Annotated in this window: 20 protein-coding genes; 16 read left to right on the top strand and 4 right to left on the bottom strand. The window is 75.6% G+C overall.

Translation table 11 applies throughout. The annotated features are described in order from the left end of the window. Window positions 1–39: 39 nt before the first annotated feature. From O2W53_RS07480 to malQ, 11 genes are all read left to right on the top strand, one after another. The gene (locus O2W53_RS07480; protein ID WP_269162361.1) at window positions 40–930 is read left to right on the top strand and encodes a DUF6282 family protein; all 891 of its coding nucleotides are present in this window, start codon (window positions 40–42) and stop codon (window positions 928–930) included. Then, a complete protein-coding gene (locus tag O2W53_RS07475) occupies window positions 927–1,607 on the top strand; it encodes a flavin reductase family protein (protein WP_269162360.1) in 681 nt (226 codons plus the stop codon). Before O2W53_RS07480 ends, O2W53_RS07475 begins: the two co-directional genes overlap by 4 nt. 81 nt (window positions 1,608–1,688) lie before the next feature. Beyond that, the gene (locus O2W53_RS07470) at window positions 1,689–2,597 is read left to right on the top strand and encodes a hypothetical protein (RefSeq protein ID WP_269162359.1); all 909 of its coding nucleotides are present in this window, start codon (window positions 1,689–1,691) and stop codon (window positions 2,595–2,597) included. Further along, entirely contained in the window at window positions 2,594–3,376 is a 783-nt protein-coding gene (locus tag O2W53_RS07465; RefSeq protein ID WP_269162358.1) for an HpcH/HpaI aldolase family protein, read from the top strand. The genes O2W53_RS07470 and O2W53_RS07465 overlap by 4 nt, the downstream gene beginning before the upstream one ends. A 201-nt stretch (window positions 3,377–3,577) precedes the next feature. Next, a complete protein-coding gene (hrpB, locus tag O2W53_RS07460; RefSeq protein WP_269162357.1) occupies window positions 3,578–6,052 on the top strand; it encodes an ATP-dependent helicase HrpB in 2,475 nt (824 codons plus the stop codon). A gap of 56 nt (window positions 6,053–6,108) precedes the next feature. After that, entirely contained in the window at window positions 6,109–7,521 is a 1,413-nt protein-coding gene (locus tag O2W53_RS07455) for an amidase family protein (RefSeq protein ID WP_269162356.1), read from the top strand. Next, on the top strand, window positions 7,521–8,132 hold the full coding sequence (locus O2W53_RS07450; protein WP_269162355.1) for a TetR/AcrR family transcriptional regulator: 612 nt from the start codon (window positions 7,521–7,523) through the stop codon (window positions 8,130–8,132). The genes O2W53_RS07455 and O2W53_RS07450 overlap by 1 nt, the downstream gene beginning before the upstream one ends. Window positions 8,133–8,190: 58 nt before the next feature. Continuing rightward, window positions 8,191–8,760, top strand: a complete 570-nt coding sequence (locus O2W53_RS07445; protein WP_269162354.1) for a sugar O-acetyltransferase — start codon at window positions 8,191–8,193, stop codon at window positions 8,758–8,760. Next, on the top strand, window positions 8,757–9,356 hold the full coding sequence (locus tag O2W53_RS07440; protein WP_269162353.1) for a TetR/AcrR family transcriptional regulator: 600 nt from the start codon (window positions 8,757–8,759) through the stop codon (window positions 9,354–9,356). The genes O2W53_RS07445 and O2W53_RS07440 overlap by 4 nt, the downstream gene beginning before the upstream one ends. Beyond that, window positions 9,353–10,561 carry an MFS transporter gene (locus O2W53_RS07435; RefSeq protein ID WP_269162352.1) on the top strand — a complete coding sequence of 403 codons (1,209 nt, stop codon included), beginning with the start codon at window positions 9,353–9,355 and terminating at the stop codon, window positions 10,559–10,561. The genes O2W53_RS07440 and O2W53_RS07435 overlap by 4 nt, the downstream gene beginning before the upstream one ends. 57 nt (window positions 10,562–10,618) lie before the next feature. Beyond that, window positions 10,619–12,547: a 4-alpha-glucanotransferase gene (gene malQ / locus O2W53_RS07430; RefSeq protein ID WP_269162351.1), complete on the top strand. Its 1,929-nt coding sequence runs from the start codon at window positions 10,619–10,621 to the stop codon at window positions 12,545–12,547. Window positions 12,548–12,663: 116 nt separating this feature from the next. Here the strand turns inward: malQ and O2W53_RS07425 are convergent, their stop codons facing one another. Then, window positions 12,664–13,485: an alpha/beta fold hydrolase gene (locus O2W53_RS07425; RefSeq protein ID WP_269162350.1), complete on the bottom strand. Its 822-nt coding sequence runs from the start codon at window positions 13,483–13,485 to the stop codon at window positions 12,664–12,666. A gap of 200 nt (window positions 13,486–13,685) precedes the next feature. On the opposite strand from O2W53_RS07425, the gene O2W53_RS07420 reads away from it, so the two are divergent. The 3 genes from O2W53_RS07420 (at window position 13,686) to O2W53_RS07410 (ending at window position 15,500) form a co-directional block, all read left to right on the top strand. Then, entirely contained in the window at window positions 13,686–14,741 is a 1,056-nt protein-coding gene (locus O2W53_RS07420; RefSeq protein WP_269162349.1) for a helix-turn-helix domain-containing protein, read from the top strand. Window positions 14,742–15,040: 299 nt separating this feature from the next. Further along, window positions 15,041–15,205 (top strand): hypothetical protein, encoded by a 165-nt coding sequence (locus O2W53_RS07415; RefSeq protein WP_269162348.1) that lies wholly within the window; start codon window positions 15,041–15,043, stop codon window positions 15,203–15,205. Between the two features lie 91 nt (window positions 15,206–15,296). Next, entirely contained in the window at window positions 15,297–15,500 is a 204-nt protein-coding gene (locus O2W53_RS07410) for a hypothetical protein (RefSeq protein WP_269162347.1), read from the top strand. Between the two features lie 63 nt (window positions 15,501–15,563). Here the strand turns inward: O2W53_RS07410 and O2W53_RS07405 are convergent, their stop codons facing one another. Together O2W53_RS07405 and O2W53_RS07400 are read right to left on the bottom strand one after the other, a co-directional pair. Further along, on the bottom strand, window positions 15,564–16,775 hold the full coding sequence (locus tag O2W53_RS07405; protein ID WP_269162346.1) for an MFS transporter: 1,212 nt from the start codon (window positions 16,773–16,775) through the stop codon (window positions 15,564–15,566). A 43-nt stretch (window positions 16,776–16,818) separates the two neighbouring features. Next, window positions 16,819–18,336: a Mur ligase family protein gene (locus tag O2W53_RS07400; RefSeq protein WP_269162345.1), complete on the bottom strand. Its 1,518-nt coding sequence runs from the start codon at window positions 18,334–18,336 to the stop codon at window positions 16,819–16,821. 101 nt (window positions 18,337–18,437) lie between these two features. Between O2W53_RS07400 and O2W53_RS07395 the strand changes: the two genes are divergently transcribed. After that, window positions 18,438–18,863 (top strand): hypothetical protein, encoded by a 426-nt coding sequence (locus O2W53_RS07395; protein WP_269162344.1) that lies wholly within the window; start codon window positions 18,438–18,440, stop codon window positions 18,861–18,863. A gap of 9 nt (window positions 18,864–18,872) precedes the next feature. Here the strand turns inward: O2W53_RS07395 and O2W53_RS07390 are convergent, their stop codons facing one another. Then, a complete protein-coding gene (locus O2W53_RS07390) occupies window positions 18,873–19,205 on the bottom strand; it encodes a YnfA family protein (RefSeq protein ID WP_269156815.1) in 333 nt (110 codons plus the stop codon). Window positions 19,206–19,254: 49 nt separating this feature from the next. On the opposite strand from O2W53_RS07390, the gene O2W53_RS07385 reads away from it, so the two are divergent. Continuing rightward, window positions 19,255–20,055: a DUF998 domain-containing protein gene (locus O2W53_RS07385; RefSeq protein ID WP_269162343.1), complete on the top strand. Its 801-nt coding sequence runs from the start codon at window positions 19,255–19,257 to the stop codon at window positions 20,053–20,055. Window positions 20,056–20,073: the final 18 nt, after the last annotated feature.

Below are 20,073 nucleotides of genomic sequence, written 5' to 3'. Positions count from 1 at the left end.
GCCACCGCCCGGCTCCGTCTCGAGAGGATCGACACCCCGATGTCCGACGCCATCGTCAAGGCCCTCGACGGCCTCATCGACATGCACGTGCACTCCGGGCCCAGCCCGTTCCCGCGCCGAGTCCTGCACTACGAGGCGGCCCAGGACGGCTGGGACCGGCTCCGGATGCGGGCCATGGTGGTCAAGTCCCACCACCACAACACCGTCATGGACGTCCTGGCCCAAGCACACCACCTCGCTGCCATCCCGACCGAGGTCTTCGGCGGCATAGCGCTGAACAGCACGGTGGGCGGGGTGAACCCCTTCGCCGTCCGGATGTCGCTCAACATGGGCGGCAGGGTCGTCTGGTTCCCCACCATCAGCTCCGGAAGGCACATCGACTGCCACCCCGAGGGTGGGAAGTTCCCGACCGCCAGCATCTCGGTCCCGGTCGAGCGCATCGACGTGGTCGCCGAGGACGGCGAGCTGGTGGCCGCGGCCCGGGAGGTGCTCCACCTGGTGCACGAGGCCGGCGCCGTCCTCAACGCCGGGCACATGTACCCCGAGCAGATCCGGGCGCTGTTCACCGAGGCGCACGCCCGGGGGATGGACCGGATGGTCATCAGCCACCCGAACTTCGTCATCGGCGCCGATCCCGCGCTGTGCGACGAGTTCATCGCGCTCGGGGCGCACGTCGAGCACGAGGTCGGCATGTACAACCCCGACCGCGAGGACCGGCACTTCGAGCCCGACGTCCTGATGGAGTGGATCTCCCGGCACGGGCCGGAGCACATCGTGCTCGCCTCCGACATGGGGCAGCGCAACAACCCGCTCCCGGTCGATGCATGGCTGGGCACCTGTGGCGCCCTGCTCGACCTGGGCCTGCCCGAGTCCGACCTCCGGCAGATGGCCGTGCACAACCCCGCGACCCTGCTCGGGCTGACGGGATGACCATCCCGCACGCGACGGCCGGGCCGGTCCCGACCCACACGGTCATCGACCCCGCGACGCTCGACGCGGCAGCCGCCTACCGGCTGCTCACCGGCATCGTGGTCCCCCGCCCCATCGCCTGGATCACCAGCGTGGGTCGCTCCGGACACGTCAACCTGGCGCCGTTCAGCGCCTTCACGATGGTCGCCAACGACCCCCCGATGGTGGGCGTGAACATCGGCCTGCGGGCCGGAGTGCCGAAGGACACGGCGCGCAACATCGCCGAGACCGGCGAGTACGTCGTGCACGTCGCCGTGTGGGCCGATCGGGAGACGGTGCACGAGAGCTCCCGTGCCCACGGCTACGAGGTGGACGAGGCCGGTGAGCTCGGCCTGGCGACCGTCCCAGGTGACCTCGTCGCGGTTCCACGGCTGGCCGACGCTCCGGTCGCCCTGGAGTGCCGGCTGAGCCAGCAGGTCGAGTTCGGGCGGGCCGGGGCGCTGTTCACCGTCGGTGAGGTGGTCCGCCTCCACGTCCGCACGGACCTGCTCCAGCACGGCAACAAGATCGACACGGTGGCCCTCGACCCGCTGATGCGGCTCGCCGGACCGACCTATGCCCGGATCGGCACGACCGAGACCCTCGCGCCGATCGGTGGAGCCGTCTCCTCCCGGCACGAGCTCCAGGAGCGCGGATGACCGCGGCGCGCACCTCGACGACGGGCGGGACAGCGCGCCGCGCACCCGTCGACCACGAGAACCACTGACCCAGGAGGCCCGATGTACGACACGACCGACCCGCGTTCCTCACTCGGCACCACAGCCACCGCACCCAAGCCCAGCCCCGCTGGTGGCACTGCGGGCATCGCCGCGCCCGGCTTCCACGACGTCGGTGCGCTCGGCGCGGCGGACGGGGGCTCCACCGTCGCCGTCCGCGCGCAGAACGTCGTCACCATCTTCAGCCGGCTGGCCGCCGGTGACGAGCTCGACCTGGGCACGCTGTGCAGCGAGGCGGCGATCGTCGTCACCGACGAAGCGCTGTCGTTCGACCTGCTGACCGACCGGGGCACGACGCAGGTGTGCGCCCCCGGGCTCGTCGTGGTGCCCCCCGGTGCCGCCCGGGTGGTGGCCCGCTCGGCGGGCTGGCTGTTCTGCCTCGTCGAGGCCGGGGAGGAGGCCTGGGCCACCGCTGCCGTCAACACGACCGACTACGCCGTCGACCATCCACAGGTGGCACTGCTGGAGCCCTGGCCCGAGCCGGCCGGCGGTCACCAGGTGCGGGTCTACCCGCTGGCGGACGTACCGGTGGACCCCCAGCGATTCGGCCGGATCTTCCGCACCCGCTCGTTCATGGTCAACTTCCTGACCCCGTACGACGGGCCCCGGGACCCGGCCAAGCTCTCACCGCACACGCACGACGACTTCGAGCAGCTCTCCGTGGTGGTTGCGGGCGAGTACGTGCACCACGTCCGGACTCCGTGGCTCAAGGACTCCACGGTCTGGCGCGAGGACGACCACGTCCGCATCGGAGCGCCGTCGGTGACGATCATCCCGCCGCCGACCGTGCACACGTCGCAGGCGGTGGGAGAGGGCCACAACGCCATGATCGACGTCTTCAGCCCGCCGCGGACCGACTTCTCGGCCAAGCCGGGGTGGGTGCTCAACGCCGACGACTACCCGATGGCATGAGCACCCAGACCCAGCGCCGCACCGGAGGCCTCTTCACCGAGGAGCACCGGACCGTGCCCCTCGGGACGTGGCTGAAGGCCGCGGCCGCCGAGCCGGTGGAGATCATGGCCTGGGCCGGCTTCGACTTCGTCGTGGTCGACCTGGAGCACGCCCCGCTGGGGCTGGAGACCGCCTACCGGTTGTCCAGCTCGGCGACCGCGCGGGGGATGGTCCCCCTGGTCCGGGTCCCGGAGATCAACCCTTCGCTGGTCCAGAAGCTGCTCGACGCCGGAGCCGGCGGGATCCTCTTCCCGCACGTGGACACCGTCGAGCAGGCCGCCGCGGCCGGCCGCGCCTGCCGCTTCCCGCCGCACGGGACCCGCGGATCGGGGGGCACGAGCAAGGCGGGTCTGTGGGGCGCGTTGCCGACGGCGGCCTACCGGACGACGGGGAACGACCAGGTGCTGTGCATCGTCCAGCTGGAGAGCGAGCAGGCGGTGCACGCGGCCGCGGAGATGCTGGCACTCGATCAGGTGGACGCGGTCTTCGTCGGCGCGGCGGACCTCGCCCTCTCCATGGGTCTCCCGGCCGGCGCCCCGGCGGTCACGGCGCTCACCCAGCACGTCCTGGACGCCGCCCAGGCCGCCGGCAAGCCGTGCGGCCTCGCCTTCGGCTCGGTGCCGGACAAGGCGGCCGCGGCCGCCCGGGCCGGCGCCGGGTTCCTGGTGGTCGCCAACGACCTGTCGCTGCTCGCCGAGGCGGCGCGCGGGCTGGTCGAGGCACTCGACGAGCGCCGCTGACTGGTCGCCACCACGTTGCCGACGGCCAGGGCCAACGAGCCCCGGGCGCCGGCAACGTGGCGTCGGAAGCGGTGGGATCGGGGCGTCACCGCGCCGAGGTCCGCTGCCAGGTGGACCGCCTCGGTACGCAGCCGCCGCTCGCTCGGCCGGGTGGCTGCTGCGGCTCGCCGACACGCTCACGGGGTCGGCCAGACTGACCCCGTGCTGCCGCCGACCGGGACGCCGGGGACCGAGCTCCCCGTCCGCTCGGTCCTCCCCGCTCTCGCCGCCGCCCTCGACGGCGGCGGCGGCGCCGTCCTGGTCGCCCCGCCCGGTACGGGCAAGACGACGCTCGTCCCGCTCGCGCTGGCCGGCCGGCTGCCCGGTCGGGTGCTGGTGGCCGAGCCGCGGCGGGTGGCCGCCCGGGCCGCGGCCCGCCGGATGGCGTCGCTGCTGGGCGAGCCGGTGGGCCGTTCGGTGGGCTACAGCGTGCGCGGTGACAGCCGGCGCAGCGACGCCACCCGCGTCGAGGTGGTCACCACCGGACTGCTCGTCCGCCGGCTGCAGGCCGACCCGGAGCTGCCCGGGGTGTCGGCCGTGGTGCTCGACGAGTGCCACGAACGGCAGCTGGACACCGACCTCGCACTGGCCTTCACCCTCGACGTCCGGGCCGCGCTGCGCCCGGAGCTGGAGCTGCTGGCCATGTCGGCGACCGCCGCAGCCGACCGGCTGGCCGAGCTGATGGGCGGCGCGCCGGTCATCGAGGCGACCGGCTCGCTGCACGACGTCGAGCCGGTGTGGTGCCCGCCGAGCCCACCGGTCGCCCCGCCGCACGGTCCGTCCGTGGACCCGCGGCTGCTGGCCGCGGTCGCCGACACCGTGCGCCGGGCGCTGGCCGAGCAGACCGGTGACGTGCTGGTCTTCCTCCCGGGCGCCGCCGAGATCGGCCGGGTCGCCGGGCTGCTGAGCGGGGTGGACGCCGACGTCCGGCCGCTGCACGGCCGGTTGCCGCCCGACCAGCAGGACGCCGCGCTCACCCCGGGCCCCCGGCGCCGGGTGGTGCTGTCGACCGACGTCGCCGAGACCAGCCTGACCGTGCCCGGGGTGCGCACCGTGGTCGACGCAGGCCTGGCGCGGGTGCCGCGGTTCGACGTGGCCCGCGGGATGGGCGCACTGGTCACCGTCCGGGTCTCCCGCGCCTCGGCGGTGCAGCGGGCCGGCCGGGCCGGGCGGGAGGCGCCCGGGCGGGTGTACCGGCTGTGGTCGGCCGCCGAGCACGACCGGCTGCCCGCCTCGGGCGAACCGGAGATCGCCCTGGCCGACCTGACCGGGCTGGCGTTGGAGCTGGCGGTCTGGGGCGCCCCGGAGGGCGCCGGCCTCGCGCTGCCGGACGCACCGCCGGAGGCCGCGTTCACCGTCGCCCGGTCGACGCTGCGCCAGCTGGGCGCGGTGGACGACGACGGCCGGGTCACCCCGCGCGGCCGGGCGCTGACGGCGGTCGGGGCACACCCGCGGCTGGCCCGGGCGCTGCTCGACGGCGCCGCGCAGGTGGGCCGGCGACGCGCGGCGGAGGTCGTGGCGCTGCTGTCGGCCGACGTCGCGCCGCGCTCCGACGACCTGGTCGCCGAGTGGCGGGCGCTGCGCGGTCAGTCCGGCGGACCGGCCGCCCGCTGGCGGGAGGAGGTAGCGCGGCTGTCCCGGGCGGCGCCGGCGGCTCCGGACACGGGCCTGCCGGACGACACCGCCGCGGGGCTGCTCGTCGGGCTGGCGCACCCGGAGTGGCTGGCCCGCCGCCGTCCCGGCACCGAACGCACTTACCTGTTGGCCGCCGGCACGGGTGCGGAGCTGGCGCCCGGCACCGCGCTGTCCGGCGCCGGCTGGCTGGCTGTGGCCGCCGCCGACCGCGCGCCGGGGCGGCGCGACGCCCGGGTGCGCGCCGCGGTCGCGGTGGACGAGGCGACCGCCCTGGCGGCCGGTGCGGCCGCGCACACCGACGGGCCGGAGGTGACCTGGCGGGACGGCGACGTCCGGGCGGCCCGGGTCGAGCGGCTGGGCGCCATCGTGCTCACCGAGCGCCCGCTGCCCGACCCAGACCCGGCGGCGGTGACCGCGGCGCTCGCCGAGGGCCTCCGCCGGGACGGGCTGACCCTGCTGACCTGGACGCCGGCCGCCCGGGCGCTGCGCGAACGGCTGGCCGCCGCGCACGCCGGGCTGGGCGAGCCGTGGCCGGCGGTGGACGACGAGGCGCTGCTCGCCGCGCTGGCCGACGGCGCGGCGCTGTTCGGCGCCCGCAGCCGCCGGGATCTTGCCCGGATCGACCTGGTCGCCGCGGTGCGCGGACTGCTGCCCTGGCAGCTGGCCGGGCGGCTGGACGAGCTGGTGCCCGAACGGGTCGAGGTGCCCACCGGCTCGAACCTGCGGGTCGACTACGCCGATCCCACGGTGCCGACCCTGTCGGTGCGGGTGCAGGAGGTGTTCGGCTGGGCGACAGCACCGGTGGTGGCCGGCCGGCCGCTGCGCCTGCAGCTGCTCTCCCCCGCGTCCCGGGTGGTCGCGACGACCGCGGACCTGGCCGGCTTCTGGGTCACCGGGTACCCGGCGGTCCGCAGCGAGCTGCGCGGCCGCTACCCCCGGCACCCGTGGCCGGAGGACCCGGCCACCGCCGTCCCGACCCGACGGGCCAAGCCCCGCAGCTGACCGGGACCGCGCAGGATCCCCTTGCCAAGCGCGAATGAGGCGTTCACTGTTCGCCCATGCTCATCGCTGCGCAGGAGTACCGCAGGTGGGACGGGGTGGAGATGGCCCGCCTGGTCCGCGCGGGAGAGGTGTCCCCCGCCGACCTGGCCGAGACCGCCCGCGGCCTGATCGCCGACCTCCCCGCCCTGAACGCGGTCGCCGACACCGTCGCGGAGGCACCCGCCGAGCCCACCGTGGAGGGTCCGCTGGCCGGCGTCCCGTTCGCCGTCAAGGAGCTGCTGGCCTGGCCCGGGCTGCCGTGGACGATGGGCTCACGGCTGATGTCCACGAACCCGGCACCCGGCGTCTCCCCTTACGCCGCCCGGCTCCAGGAAGCCGGACTCGCCGTCCTCTGCTCGACCACCAGCTCGGAGTTCGGGCTGCTGGGCAGCACCGAGTCCGCGCTCCGCGGACCGACGCTGAACCCGTGGGGTGAGGGACTGTCGGCCGGCGGCTCCTCGGGCGGCTCGGCCGCCCTGGTGGCCGCCGGCTTCGTGCCGCTGGCCCACGGCAACGACGCCGGGGGCTCGCTGCGGGTGCCGGCCAGCCTCACCGGCCTGTTCGGCTTCAAGCCCTCGAACCTGCGGACCGTCCCGTCCGGACCGGAGCTGCCCGGACTGCCGGCCCTGGTGGTCGAGCACTGCATCAGCCGCAGCGTGCGGGACAGCGCCCACCTCCTGGCCGCGACCGAGCGCACCGGCCCCGACGCGGTCCACCCGCCGGTCGGGCTGGTCACCGGACCGGACGGCGCGCGGCTCCGGATCGCCGTGCTCACGCAGACCCTCACCGGGCGCGAACCGGAAGACGCCGTGGCCCGGGAGGTCGCCCGCGCCGCCGAGCTGTGCGCGGCGCTGGGGCACCACGTCGAGGCGGCTCCGGCGCAGGACGTGGACGGCGACGCGCTCAGCCGCGCCTTCTTCTCCGCGGCGGCCCGGACCATGACCGACGTCGCGGCGATGGTGACGCCCCTGCTCGGCCGCCCGCCGGGGCCCGCGGAGCTGGAGCCGTTCACGCTCGAGCTGATCGACTGGGCAGCGGGGCTGGGCCCCACGGCCCGGGCCGACGGCGAGCGGGCGTTCACCGACGCGACCCGGGCCCGGCTCGCCCTGTTCGAGCACTGCGACGTGGTCCTCAGCCCCACCCTGGCCCGGGTCTGCTGGCCACTGGGCCACCTGTCGCCGGCAGCCGGCCGGGAGACGCTGATCCGCCGCACCGAGGAGGCCGTCGGCTACACGCCGATGGACAACATCGCCGGGTGCCCGGCGATGTCGGTGCCGCTGGGTCGCTCGGGCGGGTTGCCGGTGGGCGTCCACTTCGCCGCCCGGCCGGGGGCGGACCGGCTCCTGCTGGCCCTGGCCCACGAGCTCGAGGCCGCCGCACCGTGGGCCGACGTGCAGCCCGACGTCGCCTGGCTGGCGGGGCGCAGCTGATGGCGCAGGTCCTCAAGGAGGCGGTGCGCGCCCGCATCCGGGCCGCCGCGCTGCGGTGCTTCGCCGACCAGGGTTACGCGGGGACCTCGATGGCCGGCATCGCCACCGTCGCCGGCACGGCCCCGGGGAACGTCTACCGGTACTTCCCGTCCAAGGAGGCGCTGTTCGCCGAGGTGGTGCCCCCCGAGCTCGCCGCCCGCCACGACGAGCTGCTGGACGGCCGGATCGCAGCCCTCGCCGAGGGGAGCGGCAACCGCGCCGCCGCCGCGGAGCTGCTGGACTTCTGGCTCGCGCACCGGCTGGCCGTCAGCGTGCTGCTGGACCGTGCCGACGGCACGCCCGTGGCCGGGTACCCCACCGCCTTCGTGCAGCGCCTGGTCGACCACACCGTGCGCGCGCTGCCGGGCACCCCCCGGCCCGTGCACCGGGACCTGCTCCACCTCGTCTTCGACAACACCCGGCGTGCGGTGGCGCGGATCCTGTCGACCGCCACGGACGACGAGCACGCGCGCGCACTGGTCACCGGGTTCTGGAGCTACCAGCTGCCCGGGCTGGACGGCCTGCTCGCCGGGATCGCGGCGGACCTGTCGGCCGACCCGGTCCGCGAGTGACCCGCCGCCCACACCCGGATGTGTACGCGCGTACACAGTGATGTGTACGCTCGTACACATGACGGACGACCCGCGCTCGATGCGCGACCGGATGCTCGCCGGCGACCCGTACATCGCCGACGACCCGCAGCTGGCGGCGGAGAGCACCCGGGCGCAGTCGCTCACCCACCGCTACAACACGATGGACCCCACCGACGGGACCGCCCGGCGTGCCGTGCTCGAGGAGCTGCTCGGCGCCTTCGGCCCGGGCAGTGAGATCCGCGCACCGTTCCACTGCGACTACGGCTCCCAGACCACGGTCGGCGCGCGCACCTTCGCGAACTTCGGGCTGGTCTGCCTCGACGTCGCCCGGATCACCATCGGCGACGACGTGCAGATGGGCCCGAACGTCCAACTGCTCACCGCGACCCACCCGCTGGAGCCTGGCCCGCGCCGGGACAAGTGGGAGTCCGCCGAACCGATCGTCGTCGAGGACAACGTCTGGCTCGGCGGCGGTGTGATCGTCTGCCCCGGCGTCACGATCGGCGCCAACACGGTGGTCGGCGCCGGCTCGGTGGTCACCCGGGACCTGCCCGCCGACGTCGTCGCGGTCGGCAGCCCGGCCCGCGTCGTCCGACCGCTCCCGTGAGCCAGGCCCCCGACTCCGAGATGGGCGACCGGCCGGTGCGGCGGCACGACCCCGACCGGGCGGCGCGGATCGTCGAGGCGACCGTCGACGTCATCGCCGAGCACGGCGTCGCCGGCACCACCCACCGGCTGATCGCCGCGGCCGCCGACGTCCCGCTGGGCTCGCTGACCTACCACTTCACCGGCCTGGAGGACCTGCGCGCGCAGGCCTTCGCCCTGCACGCCGAGCGGATGGCGGTCAAGTACGAGGCGCACTTCGCCGAGGTCGCCAGCACCGCAGACGTCGTGGACGCCGTCACCGAGCTGGTGCACGCCGACGCCGATGCCGACGACCGCGACTGGGCGGTGGCCTACGAGCTCTTCCTCGCTGCGCTGCGCGACCCGGCGCTGCGGTCGGTCACCGAGTCGTGGATGCGCCGCAGCCGCGGGGTGCTCGAGCGGTTCGTCGACCCGACCACCTCACGGGGGCTCGACGCGCTGGTCGAGGGCCTGGTCATGCACAAGGTCCTCTCCACCCGGCCGGTCTCCCGTGCCGAGACCCACGAGATCATCGCCCGGGCCGTTCGGCCCACCGACTCCCAGGAGCTCCCGCGTTGACCAGCACCGACGTCCGCCGGTCGCCCGACCCGGCCCAGGTGACCACGGCCATGCGGGCGGTCTACGTGGCCTTCATCGGCGCGGGGTTCGCCTTCGCCAGCTGGGCCAGCCGGATCCCGCAGGTCCGCGACCGGCTCGACCTCGACCCGGCCGCGCTGGGCCTGGTGCTGCTGGCCATCGCCGCCGGGTCGGTGATCGCCCTGCCGCTGGCCGGCACCCTGATCGGGCGGATCGGCTCTCGCGCGACGGTGATCGTGATGGCGCTCGTGCTCGCCGCGGCGACGGGCGTCATCGCCATCGGCTCGGTCACCTCGGTGGCCGTGCTGACGGCCGGGCTGTTCGTCATGGGCCTGTCCAACGGCGCCTGGGACGTCGGGATGAACGTCCAGGGCGCCGTCGTCGAGCGGCACCTGGGCCGGGTCGTCATGTCCCGCTTCCACGCCGGCTTCAGCCTGGGCACGGTCATCGGGGCGCTCCTGGGGACGGCGATGGTCGCCCTCGACGTACCCGTGCCGGTCCACCTGGCCGGGGTCGCCGTGCTGGTCGCGGTGGTCGTGCCGCTCACCACGCGGGGGTTCGTCCCCGACGTCGACACCGACCCCGACGGGGTCCCGGCCGAGCGGTTCAGCGCGCTGGCCGCCTGGCGGGAGCCGCGCACGCTGGTGATCGGGGTGGTCGTGCTGGCCTTCTCCTTCGCCGAGGGCACCGCCAACGACTGGCTGGCGGTGGCGCTGATCGACGACCACGGCACGTCGGAGACGACCGGCACGCTGGGCTTCGCGCTGTTCCTCACCGCCATGACCCTGGCCCGCTGGTTCGGCGGCTCGCTGCTGGACCGGTACGGCCGGGTCCCGGTGATCCGGCTGCTGGCCGGGCTGGCCGTCGTCGGCCTGCTGCTGTTCGTGTTCGGGTCCCCGCCGGTCGCCTTCCTCGGCGCCCTGCTCTGGGGTGCCGGCGCCTCGCTCGGCTTCCCGACCGGGATGAGCGCCGCGGCCGACGACCCGGCGGGGGCAGCCGCCAGGGTCAGCGTCGTCGCCTCCATCGGCTACTGCGCCTTCCTGGCCGGGCCGCCGCTGATCGGGCTGCTCGGGCAGCAGGTGACCGTGCTGCGTGCGCTGACCGTCGTCGCCGTCCTGCTGGGCGTGGCCGTGCTGGTCGCCGGGTCGCTGCGCCCGCCGGTCCGGACACCGGCGGACCGGGTGTGACCACCTCCGCAGCCACCCCACTCGGCAGAGCCGGCCCCGACCGGTGAGGATCGGGGGGTGACGAGCTCCGCCCCGAACCCCGTGACCGGCGCCCCGACGACGGACGCATGGGGCATCGACGCCAGCTGGCTCGACGCCCTCGACGAGGAACACACGATCGCGCAGGCCACCATCGACCGGCTGCGGGAGGTGATCGGCACCCCGCCCGAGGACCTCCTCGACCGGGCGCCGATCGTGGCGCGGCCCGGGGACGCCCTGGAGGTCGACCGCGCCGACGTCGAGTGCGAGGACGGGCAGACCCGGCAGGTCGACGGCGAGCTCCCCGAGGACTTCCCGCTCGGCTACCACCGGCTGCGCACTCCCGACGGCCGGGAGCGGCGGCTGATCGTCTCCCCCGGCCGCTGCTGGCTGCCCGAGGGCTGGCGCGCCTGGGGCTGGGCGGTGCAGCTGTACGCCACCCGCGGGCGTGAGAGCTGGGGCATCGGCGACCTCGGCGACCTGCGCACCGTGCGCGAGTTCGCCCAGGCGCAGGGCGCGGGCTTCGTGCTGGTCAACCCGCTGCACGCGGTCGCCCCGACCCCGGGCCAGGAGGACAGCCCCTACCTGCCGGCCACCCGCCGCTTCCGCAACCCGGTCTACCTGCGGATCGCCGAGGTGCCCGGCGCCGACGCCGTCGACATCGAGGCCGACGCCGGCCGGGCGCTCAACGACGGCGAGCTCATCGACCGCGACGCCATCTGGGCGCTCAAGCGCCGGGTGCTCCAGCGGGTCTTCGACGCCGGGGTCGACGAGGGGCCCTTCCGCGACTGGTGGTGGCACCAGGGTCAGCCGCTGATGGACTGGGCGACCTGGTGCGCGATCGCCGACGAGCACGGCCCGGACTGGCACACCTGGCCCGAGCCGCTCCGCGACCCCCGCGGCGGTGCCGTGGCCGACTTCGTGGCCGGCCACGACCGGGAGATCGCCTTCCACGCCTGGCTGCAGTGGCTGCTGGACGTCCAGCTGCGGGCGGCCACCGAGGGCACCACCGTGATCCAGGACCTGCCGATCGGGGTGGCCGGCGGCGGCGCGGACGCCTGGGCCTGGCAGGACGTGCTGGCCCAGGGCGTGAGCGTCGGCGCCCCGCCGGACGCCTTCAACAGCCAGGGCCAGGACTGGGGCTCCCCGCCGCTGGTGCCCTGGCGGCTGCAGGCCGCCGACTACGAGCCGTTCATCCAGTCGATCCGGGCCACGATGGCCGGTGCGGGCGGCCTGCGGGTCGACCACGTGATGGGGCTGTTCCGGCTGTGGTGGGTGCCCTCGGACGGCAGCGCGGCCGAGGGCGCGTACGTCCGCTACCCGCACGAGGACCTGCTGGACATCGTCGCCCTGGAGAGCCACCGGGCGCAGGCCATCGTCGTCGGCGAGGACCTGGGCACCGTCGAGGACGGCGTCCGCGAGGCGATGGCCGAGCACGGGATCCTGTCCTACCGGCTGCTGTGGTTCGAGGACGACGAGCCCGCGCAGTGGCCCGCCGAGGCGATGGCCGCGATCACCACCCACGACCTGCCGACGGTCGCCGGGCTGTGGACCGGCTCCGACCTGGCCGAGCAGCGGGAACGCGGGCTGGGCACCGAGGAGGAGCTGCTGCGCGGCCGCACCTCGCTGCTCGGGCACCTGGACTTCGTCCCGGAGGGCGCCGACCCGGCCGAGGCGGTCGAGGCTGCCCACCGGCAGCTGGCCACCGCGCCCTCGACCCTGCTGTCGGCGACGCTGGACGACGCGCTCGCCGAGGAGCGCCGGCCCAACATGCCCGGGGCGAACGACCGGCCCAACTGGTGCCTACCGTTGCCGGTGCCCACCGAGGAGCTGGCCGCGCACCCCGGCGTCCAGGCCGTCGCGGGGGTGCTGGGCGCGGGGCTGCACCCGGTCACCACCAAGGGCAAGGTCAAGAGCGGCAAGCGGAGCAAGAGCACCGGCAAGAGCACCCGGACCAGGAGCAGGTGAGCACCGCGCCCCCCGTCGTGGGGCGAGACCGGGCTGGTGGCTGCCTGCGCCGTCGCGAGGCAGCCACCAGCCCGTGGTGATCACCGCCGGGGTGCCGGTCAGCACCCCGGCCGCCGTCAGCTTCGGATGAACTCCAGCAGGTCGGCGTTGATCGTGGCCGCCTCGGTGGTCGGCATGCCGTGCGGGAAGCCCGCGTAGGGCTTCAGCGTCCCGTTCGGCAGCAGCTCGACCGACAGCGGCGCCGAGTCCGCGTAGGGCACGACCTGGTCGTCGTCACCGTGCATGACCAGCACCGGCACCGTGATCTTCTTCAGGTCGTCGGTGAAGTCGGTCTGGGAGAAGGCGACGACGCCGTCGTAGTGGGCCTTGGCGCCGCCCATCATCCCCTGGCGCCACCAGTTCTGGATCAGCCCCTCGACCGGCTCCACGCCCGGCCGGTTGAAGCCGTAGAACGCGGTGGCCGGCAGGTCGCGGTAGAACTGCGCCCGGTTGGTGGCCACCTGCTCCTGGATGCCGTCGAAGACGCTCTTGGGCAGCCCGCCCGGGTTGGCGTCGGTCTGTACCATGATCGGCGGTACCGCGCTGATCAGCACCGCCTTGGCGACCCGGTCCTCGCCGTGCCGGGCGATGTAGTGGGCCACCTCGCCGCCACCGGTCGAGTGGCCCACGTGCACCGCGTCGCGCAGGTCCAGGTGGGCGGTGAGCGCCGCCAGGTCGTCGGCGTAGTGGTCCATGTCGTGGCCGTCGTCGGTCTGGGTGGAGCGGCCGTGGCCCCGGCGGTCATGGGCGATGACCCGGTAGCCGTGCTGCACGAAGAACATCAGCTGGGCGTCCCAGTCGTCCGACGACAGCGGCCAGCCGTGGCTGAACACGATCGGCTGACCGGTCCCCCAGTCCTTGTAGTAGGTCTCGATGCCGTCGTGGGCCAGGACGGGCATGGCGTCTCCTCCGTGGGTGCTGTGGGTGATGGCGCTGAGCACGCTAGGGACGACGCCGCCGCGGGACTGTGCCCTCGGTGCCCGGTGCTGGCCCCTGCGTGCCGACCACCCGGGACGGACGCCCTTCCGCACAGTCGGTCGGGGCGACAGGATGTCGGTGCTCGCGGCAGCGTCGCCGACCACCCGCACGGGGAGGCGCGATGGTCACGGTCCTGGACAGCCGGCAGCTCACCGGTGCCGACCGCCGTCCGGCCGCCGTCGTCGCGCGGCTACAGGCCGGGATGGGCTCCCGGGTGTGGCTGCGCGAGCCGGCGGCACCGGTGCAGGTGCGCCTGGACGCCTGGGAGCTCGGCGGGCTGCCGGTGCTGCGCGCCGACGTCGTGGGTCCCCTGGCCGTCGGCCGCCGCCGGCCGCCGCCGGACGCCCCGCCGGTGGTGTCGCTCTACGTCCAGGAGCACGGCACCGGCCGGCACGAGCAGGGCGGCCGGCAACGTGCCCTGACCCCTGGCACCCTCGCGGTCACCGACGTGACCTCCCCCTACTCCTTCGCCTGGGGGGACACCGAGGGCGCGGGCCGGGCCCTGCAGATCCCGGTCGCCCGGCTCGGGCTGTCGGTGGACGTCGTGCGCCGGGCGGCACCGCACGTGGCGGACAGCCCGCTGTACGAGCTGGTCCGGGCGCACGTCGCCCAGGTGACCCGCGACGCCGAGAGGCTGACCGCAGACCAGGGGTGGCCGGCGCTGTCCGTGGCCACCGTGGAGCTGGCGCGGGCCCTGGTCGTCTCCGCGGCGGATGCGCACGGCACGACCTCCGCCGTGCCGGGCGAGACCCTGCTGACCCGGATCCGCACCTGGGTCGACCAGCACCTGACCGACCCCGACCTCGACGCCGCCCGGGTCGCGGCCGAGCACGCGATCAGCGTCCGCCAGCTCTACCGGCTGTGCTCGGCAGCCGGGTTCAGCCTGGAGCAGTGGGTCATCGACCAGCGCCTGGAAGGCGCCCGGGCCGAGCTGGCGCGGCCCGGCGGCCGGCCGATCGCCGCGGTCGCCCGGTCATGGGGGTTCAGCGACCCGTCGCACTTCACCCGCCGGTTCCGAGCGGCCTTCGGGACGACGCCCCGGGAGTGGCGCGACCAGCGACCACCCCCGGTGACGCCCCCGCCCCCCGGCGCCGTCGCCAGCGCCAGCGCCCGCGCCCGCGTCGGCGCCCGCGTCGGCGCCGGCGTCGGCGCCGGCGCCGGCGCCGGCGTCGAGTGACAGCTGAGCAGGGATCCCGGGGCCGGGAAGCCCGCTCAGCTGTCACTCGACGGTGGTCCGGCCTGCTTCGAACGTGTGTTCGATCCGCGTGCGAGGATGTTCGGGTGGCCGGGGGGATGCAGCGGGGGCGGCACGCCGGCTCGTTGGCCGACCGCGCGGCCCGGTCCGGGTTCCCCGGGCCACCGCCGTCCGGGCCACCGCCGTCCGGGCCACCGCCGTCCGGGCCACCGCCGTCCGGGCCACCGACCCCGGCCGATGCGGTCCGCCGGCCGGCCGGCGGCCACGGACGGCACTGCTGGGTGCACGACCCACCCGATGCGCCGGGCACCTGGCCGGGCCTGCTGGTGGAGTGGCGACAGCGGGAGGACGGCTGGCACGGCCGGGTCGCCTACACCGTCGTCGGTGCGCACGGCCCGGTGCTGGTCGAGGCCTGGCTCCCCGCTGAGCAGCTGGCCCAGGGCTGACGGGGCCACCCCGGTTTGCGGGTGGCCCATCGCGGGATACCGAGGAGGGGATCCCGCCCGGAACCGCCGGGCCATGAGAGCGGAGGACGCGATGACTAGCCCGCACGACGAGCCGACGCTCGACGACGTGATGACCCCGCAGGAGCCGGCCCCCCGGGACCGCAGCGAGCACGCCAAGGACCCGCACCTGTCCGACGAGGCGCTCGAGCACCGCACCGAGCTGGAGCGCCAGGCGGTGCAGTCCGACGACGCCGACCCGGCTGGCGCCTACGAGCACGACGCCACCGAGGGCTGAGCCGACCGGCTCCGACGAGGGCGGCGCCCCTGGACCCCGGGGCGCCGCCCTCGTCGCGTCCGGTCAGGGCTGCAGGGAGCGGGTGCGGCCGAGCGCGCCGGTGAGCACCAGGGCCGCGAGCGCACACCCACCGGCGAGCAGCGCCACCCCGGGCCAGCCGGCGTCCTGCCAGGCCCGGCCGGCCAGCGTGCCGCCCACCGACGAGCCGACGTAGTACCAGAACGAGTAGAGCGAGGCCGCCTGCCCGACCGGCCGGCCGCCCAGCTGGGCCCGCGCCGCCACCCAGCCACTGGCCACACCGTGGGCGGCGAAGAACCCGACGGTCAGCACGCACAGCCCCAGGACGACGCACCACAGCGGCGTCGGCAGGGTCAGCGCGATGCCCACCGCCATCAGCGCCACCGCCCCCGGCACCACCACCCGCCGGCCCATCCGGTCGGCCAGCCAGCCGGCGGTCGGCGAGCTCGCCGAACCCAGCAGGTACGCCAGGAACACCAGCCCGGCCACCGCGGGCGTCAGCGAGTAGGGCGCGGACTCCAGCCGGAAGGTGCCGGCGTTGTAGACGGCGACGAACCCGCCCATCAGCAGCGCAGCCAGCCCGTACAGCGCCAGCAGCGCCGGGTCGGTGAACGCCGAGCCCAGCTGGCGCAGCAACCTCCCCTGCCCGGAGAGCGGGCTGAACCGGCGGGCCGGGGGCAGCAGCAGCCGGACGGCGACCGCACAGGCGACGGCGACCACCGCCGCCCCGCCCAGCGCCGTCCGCCAGCCGCCCAGCTCGGTCAGCACACCGGTGAGCAGCCGGCCGGACAGGCCACCGATCGCGGTGCCGCTGACGTAGAGCCCGATCGCCCGCGAGCTCATCGCCGGGTGCAGCTCCTCGCGCAGGTAGGCGACCGCGACGGCGGGCAGCCCGGCCAGGGCGAAGCCCTGCAGCCCGCGGAGCACCAGCAGCGCCTCCCACCCCGGCGCCAGCGCGATCAGCACCGCGAGCAGCGCGGCGGCGGCCAGGCTGGCGTGCAGGATGCCGGTGCGGCCGCGGCGGTCCGACAGCGGACCGAGCACCAGCAGCCCCACGGCGAGCGCGGCGGTGCTCACCGAGATGACCAGCGTCGAGGCCGCCGGGGTCACCTCGAAGGAGCGGCTGAACTCCGGCAGCAGGGCCTGCGGGGCGTACAGGCTGACGAACACGGCGATCCCGGCGAGGAAGACGGCGGTCGCGGCCCGCCGGAAGCCCGGCTCACCGGCCCGGTGGCCCGGCCACTCCCCCGTCGTCACGCCCGGGAGCCTGCCCGTGTGAGCCGCGGCACCCGCGGCGGGGTCAGGAGGCCTGCCCGGCCACCAACTCGTCGGCCCGGGAGTCCAGTGCCTCCTGCGCCACCTCGGCGTCGTCGAAGGGCACCGCGGCGCCGTCGTCGGTCAGCGTCGTCTCGTGGCCGCGCCCGACGACGAGCACCACGTCCCGGCTCCCGGCGGCCGCCACCGCAGCGGTGATCGCCTCCCGGCGGTCGAGCACGGTGTGCACGACCGCGCTGCTGCCGATCAGCCCGACCCGCAGCTCCTCGACGATCGCCTCGGGCCGCTCGCCGTGGCTGCCCTCGTTGGTCAGCCACACGGTGTCGGCGGCGCGGGCGGAGACACCGAGCCCCTGGCGCTTGTACCGGTCGCGGCGGCCGCGGGCGCCCAGCACCAGGTGCACCTCCCCGCCGGGACCGGTGAGGTCGCGGGCGGTCTGCACGGCGGCGGCCAGCGCCCGAGGGGTGTGGGCGTAGTCGACGACGACGAGCGGCCCACCCGGCTCGCGCAGCAGGGTGTTGCGCCCCGCCGGTGCCGCGGTCGTGGCCAGGCCCGCGGCGATGGTCTCCGGCGCCAGCCCGAGCGAGCGGCCGGTCGCCCAGGCGGCGGCGATGTTGCCCACGTGCACCCGGCCGACGAGCGGCGAGCAGATCCAGTGCCGCCCGCCGTCGTCCTCGACGACCAGGCTGGTGCCGTCCAGGCCGGTGCGCCAGCCCACCACCCGGACGTCGGCGGGCACCTCCGGCCGGGTGCTCACCCGGGTCACCGGCACCCGCGCCTGGTCGGCCAGCCGGCGGCCCCACGGGTCGTCCACCACGATGACGGCGCTGTCGGTGCGCTCGGGGGTGAACAGCAGCGCCTTGCTCGCCCAGTACTGCTCGATCGTGCCGTGGTGGTCGAGGTGGTCCTCCTCGAAGCCGGTGAAGACCGCCACCTCGACGTGCACGGCGTCGACCCGGCCGACGTCCAGGGCGATGGAGGAGGCCTCCACCACCGCGCTGGTGGCGCCCGCGTCGAGCATCCAGCGCAGCAGCCCGTGCAGCTCCGGCGCCTCGGGGGTGGTCAGCCGGGTGCCGCGGGTCTGACCGGCCACCCGTGCGCCGAGTGTGGTGACCACTCCGGCGCACTCACCGGCGGCCTCGAGCACGCCGCGCACCAGCGTGCTGGTCGTCGTCTTGCCGTTGCTCCCGGTCACGCCGACCAGCCGCAGGTGCTCGGCGGGGTCGCCGGTCAGCAGGGCGCCCAGCGGCCCGAGCAGCGCGCGGACCGACGGCACCAGCAGCTGCGGTGCGTCCAGCGGCAGCAGCCGGTCGACGAGGAGCGCCGCAGCCCCGGCGGCCAGGGCGGCCTCGGCGAACCGGTGGCCGTCGCTGCTCGCCCCGCGGACGCAGGCGAACAGGCAGCCGGGGGTCACCGCCCGCGAGTCGGTGACCAGGTCCCGCACCAGCAGGTCGTCGGCGCCACCGGAGCGGACGACGGGACCGGCGGCCACGCTGCGGGCACGGGACTCGACGGCAGCCCAGGGGACCGCGGGGAGCGACACCCGGTCGACGGTAGGCCAGCGGCGCGCACCCGGCAGTGCGAGATCCGGTGGCGCACGACCGTCCTGTCGCCGACGCGCCGCGCGGCTGGTTGGCTCGGGCCGTGCCGCAGCTGACCGCCGTCGACGTCGCCTGCTGGGTGCTCAAGAGCAACCGGCCGCCCGAGGCGCTGGCCCCCCGGTGGCGGCCGGGTGACGCTGTGGTGCTGGACCGGTGCGTGCGGCCCTCCTACCGGCTGAGCCTGATGGCGCCGGGCCAGCCGTGTCTGTTGTGGGTCAGCGGCCGCGACCGGCCCGGGGTGCACGCCCTGGGCGAGCTGGCCGGGCCGGTGGACGACGCTGCTCCGGGCGGGCCGGCGGTCGCCGTCCGGTGGACCCGGCTGGCCCACCCGGTCGACCGGGCCGAGCTGCTGGCCGATCCGGCGACCCGTGCGGCCGAGGTGCTGCGGATGCCCGCGGGGAGCAACCCGTCGTGGCTGTCGCCCGACCAGTACGCGGCCGTGCTCACCCACGCCGGGGCCACCGCCTGACCGAGCCGCTCAGGCGCCCCGGGGCGCGTACATGATCAGCGCGACGCCGAGCAGGCAGACCAGCGCACCGGCGACGTCCCAGCGGTCCGGCCGGAAGCCGTCGGCGGCCATCCCCCACAGCAGCGACCCGGCGACGAAGACCCCGCCGTAGGCGGCGAGCACCCGGCCGAAGGCGGCCTCCGGCTGCAGTGTGGCGACCATGCCGTAGAGCGCCAGCGACACCATCCCGATGCCCACCCAGAGCCAGCCGCGGTGCTCCCGCAGGCCCTGCCAGACCAGCCAGGCCCCGCCGATCTCCAGCAGAGCGGCGAGCACGAACAGGGCGATGGAGCGGATCGTCACACCGGCCAGTCTCCCGGTCGCACAGCCGGGGCTGGGACCATGGCTCACCGTGACGGACAGCCGGTACCGCTGGGGCGGGCTCGCGTGGGTGCTGACCCTGCAGTTCTTCGTCGTCGAGGCGATCGCCGCGCTGCAGTACGACGGCTACTCGTACTCGGCGGACGTGATCAGCGACCTCGGGACGGCGACCTCCCCGGCCCGGTTGCTGATGAACGCCTCCTTCGTCCTGCAGGGGGTGCTGATCATCGCCGGGGCGGTGCTGGTGCGACCCGGGCTGTCCGGCACCGGCGGCCGCCTGGCCGGCCCACTGCTGGCCCTGTCCGGGCTCGGGGTGCTGCTGGTCGGGCTCTTCCCCTCCGATGGCGACACCACGGTCCACACGGTTGCGGCGGGGGTGCACTTCGTCGCCGGGGCGATCGGGCTGATCGCCCTGGCCTACGGCGTGCGGCCCCGCTCGGAGGCGGTGGGCACCACGCTGGCCGTGCTGGGCCTCGTCGGGGTGATCGGCACGATCTTCTTCGCCTCTGCGGTGTTCATCGGGCTCGGCGAGGGCGGCATGGAGCGGGTGGCCGGGTACGTCGTGCCGCTGGGCCTCCCCCTGGCCGGTGCCCTGCTCTGGCGGCAGAAGGACGACTGGCTGGCGCTCACCAACCCCGACGGGACGCCGAGCCGCCGGCAGCTGCGGGAGGACGCCAGACTGGAGCGCGCACAGCGGGCCGCCGAGCGGGACGCCGCCCTGGAGGCAGCGACCCGCCACCCGGCCCCAGGCCCGGCGCGCCCGAGCACGGACGCCGTGGACGAGGCCGACGACTTCGACCCCGACGACCCCTGGGCCCCCCGGCGGCGCTGAGGCCGGGGCGCACCGCCG

It is taken from the genome of Modestobacter sp. VKM Ac-2978 (assembly GCF_026968025.1).
GTDB lineage: Bacteria > Actinomycetota > Actinomycetes > Mycobacteriales > Geodermatophilaceae > Modestobacter.
Note: the sequence above shows the minus strand (reverse complement) of the source record. Positions and strands in the feature narration are given on the sequence as shown.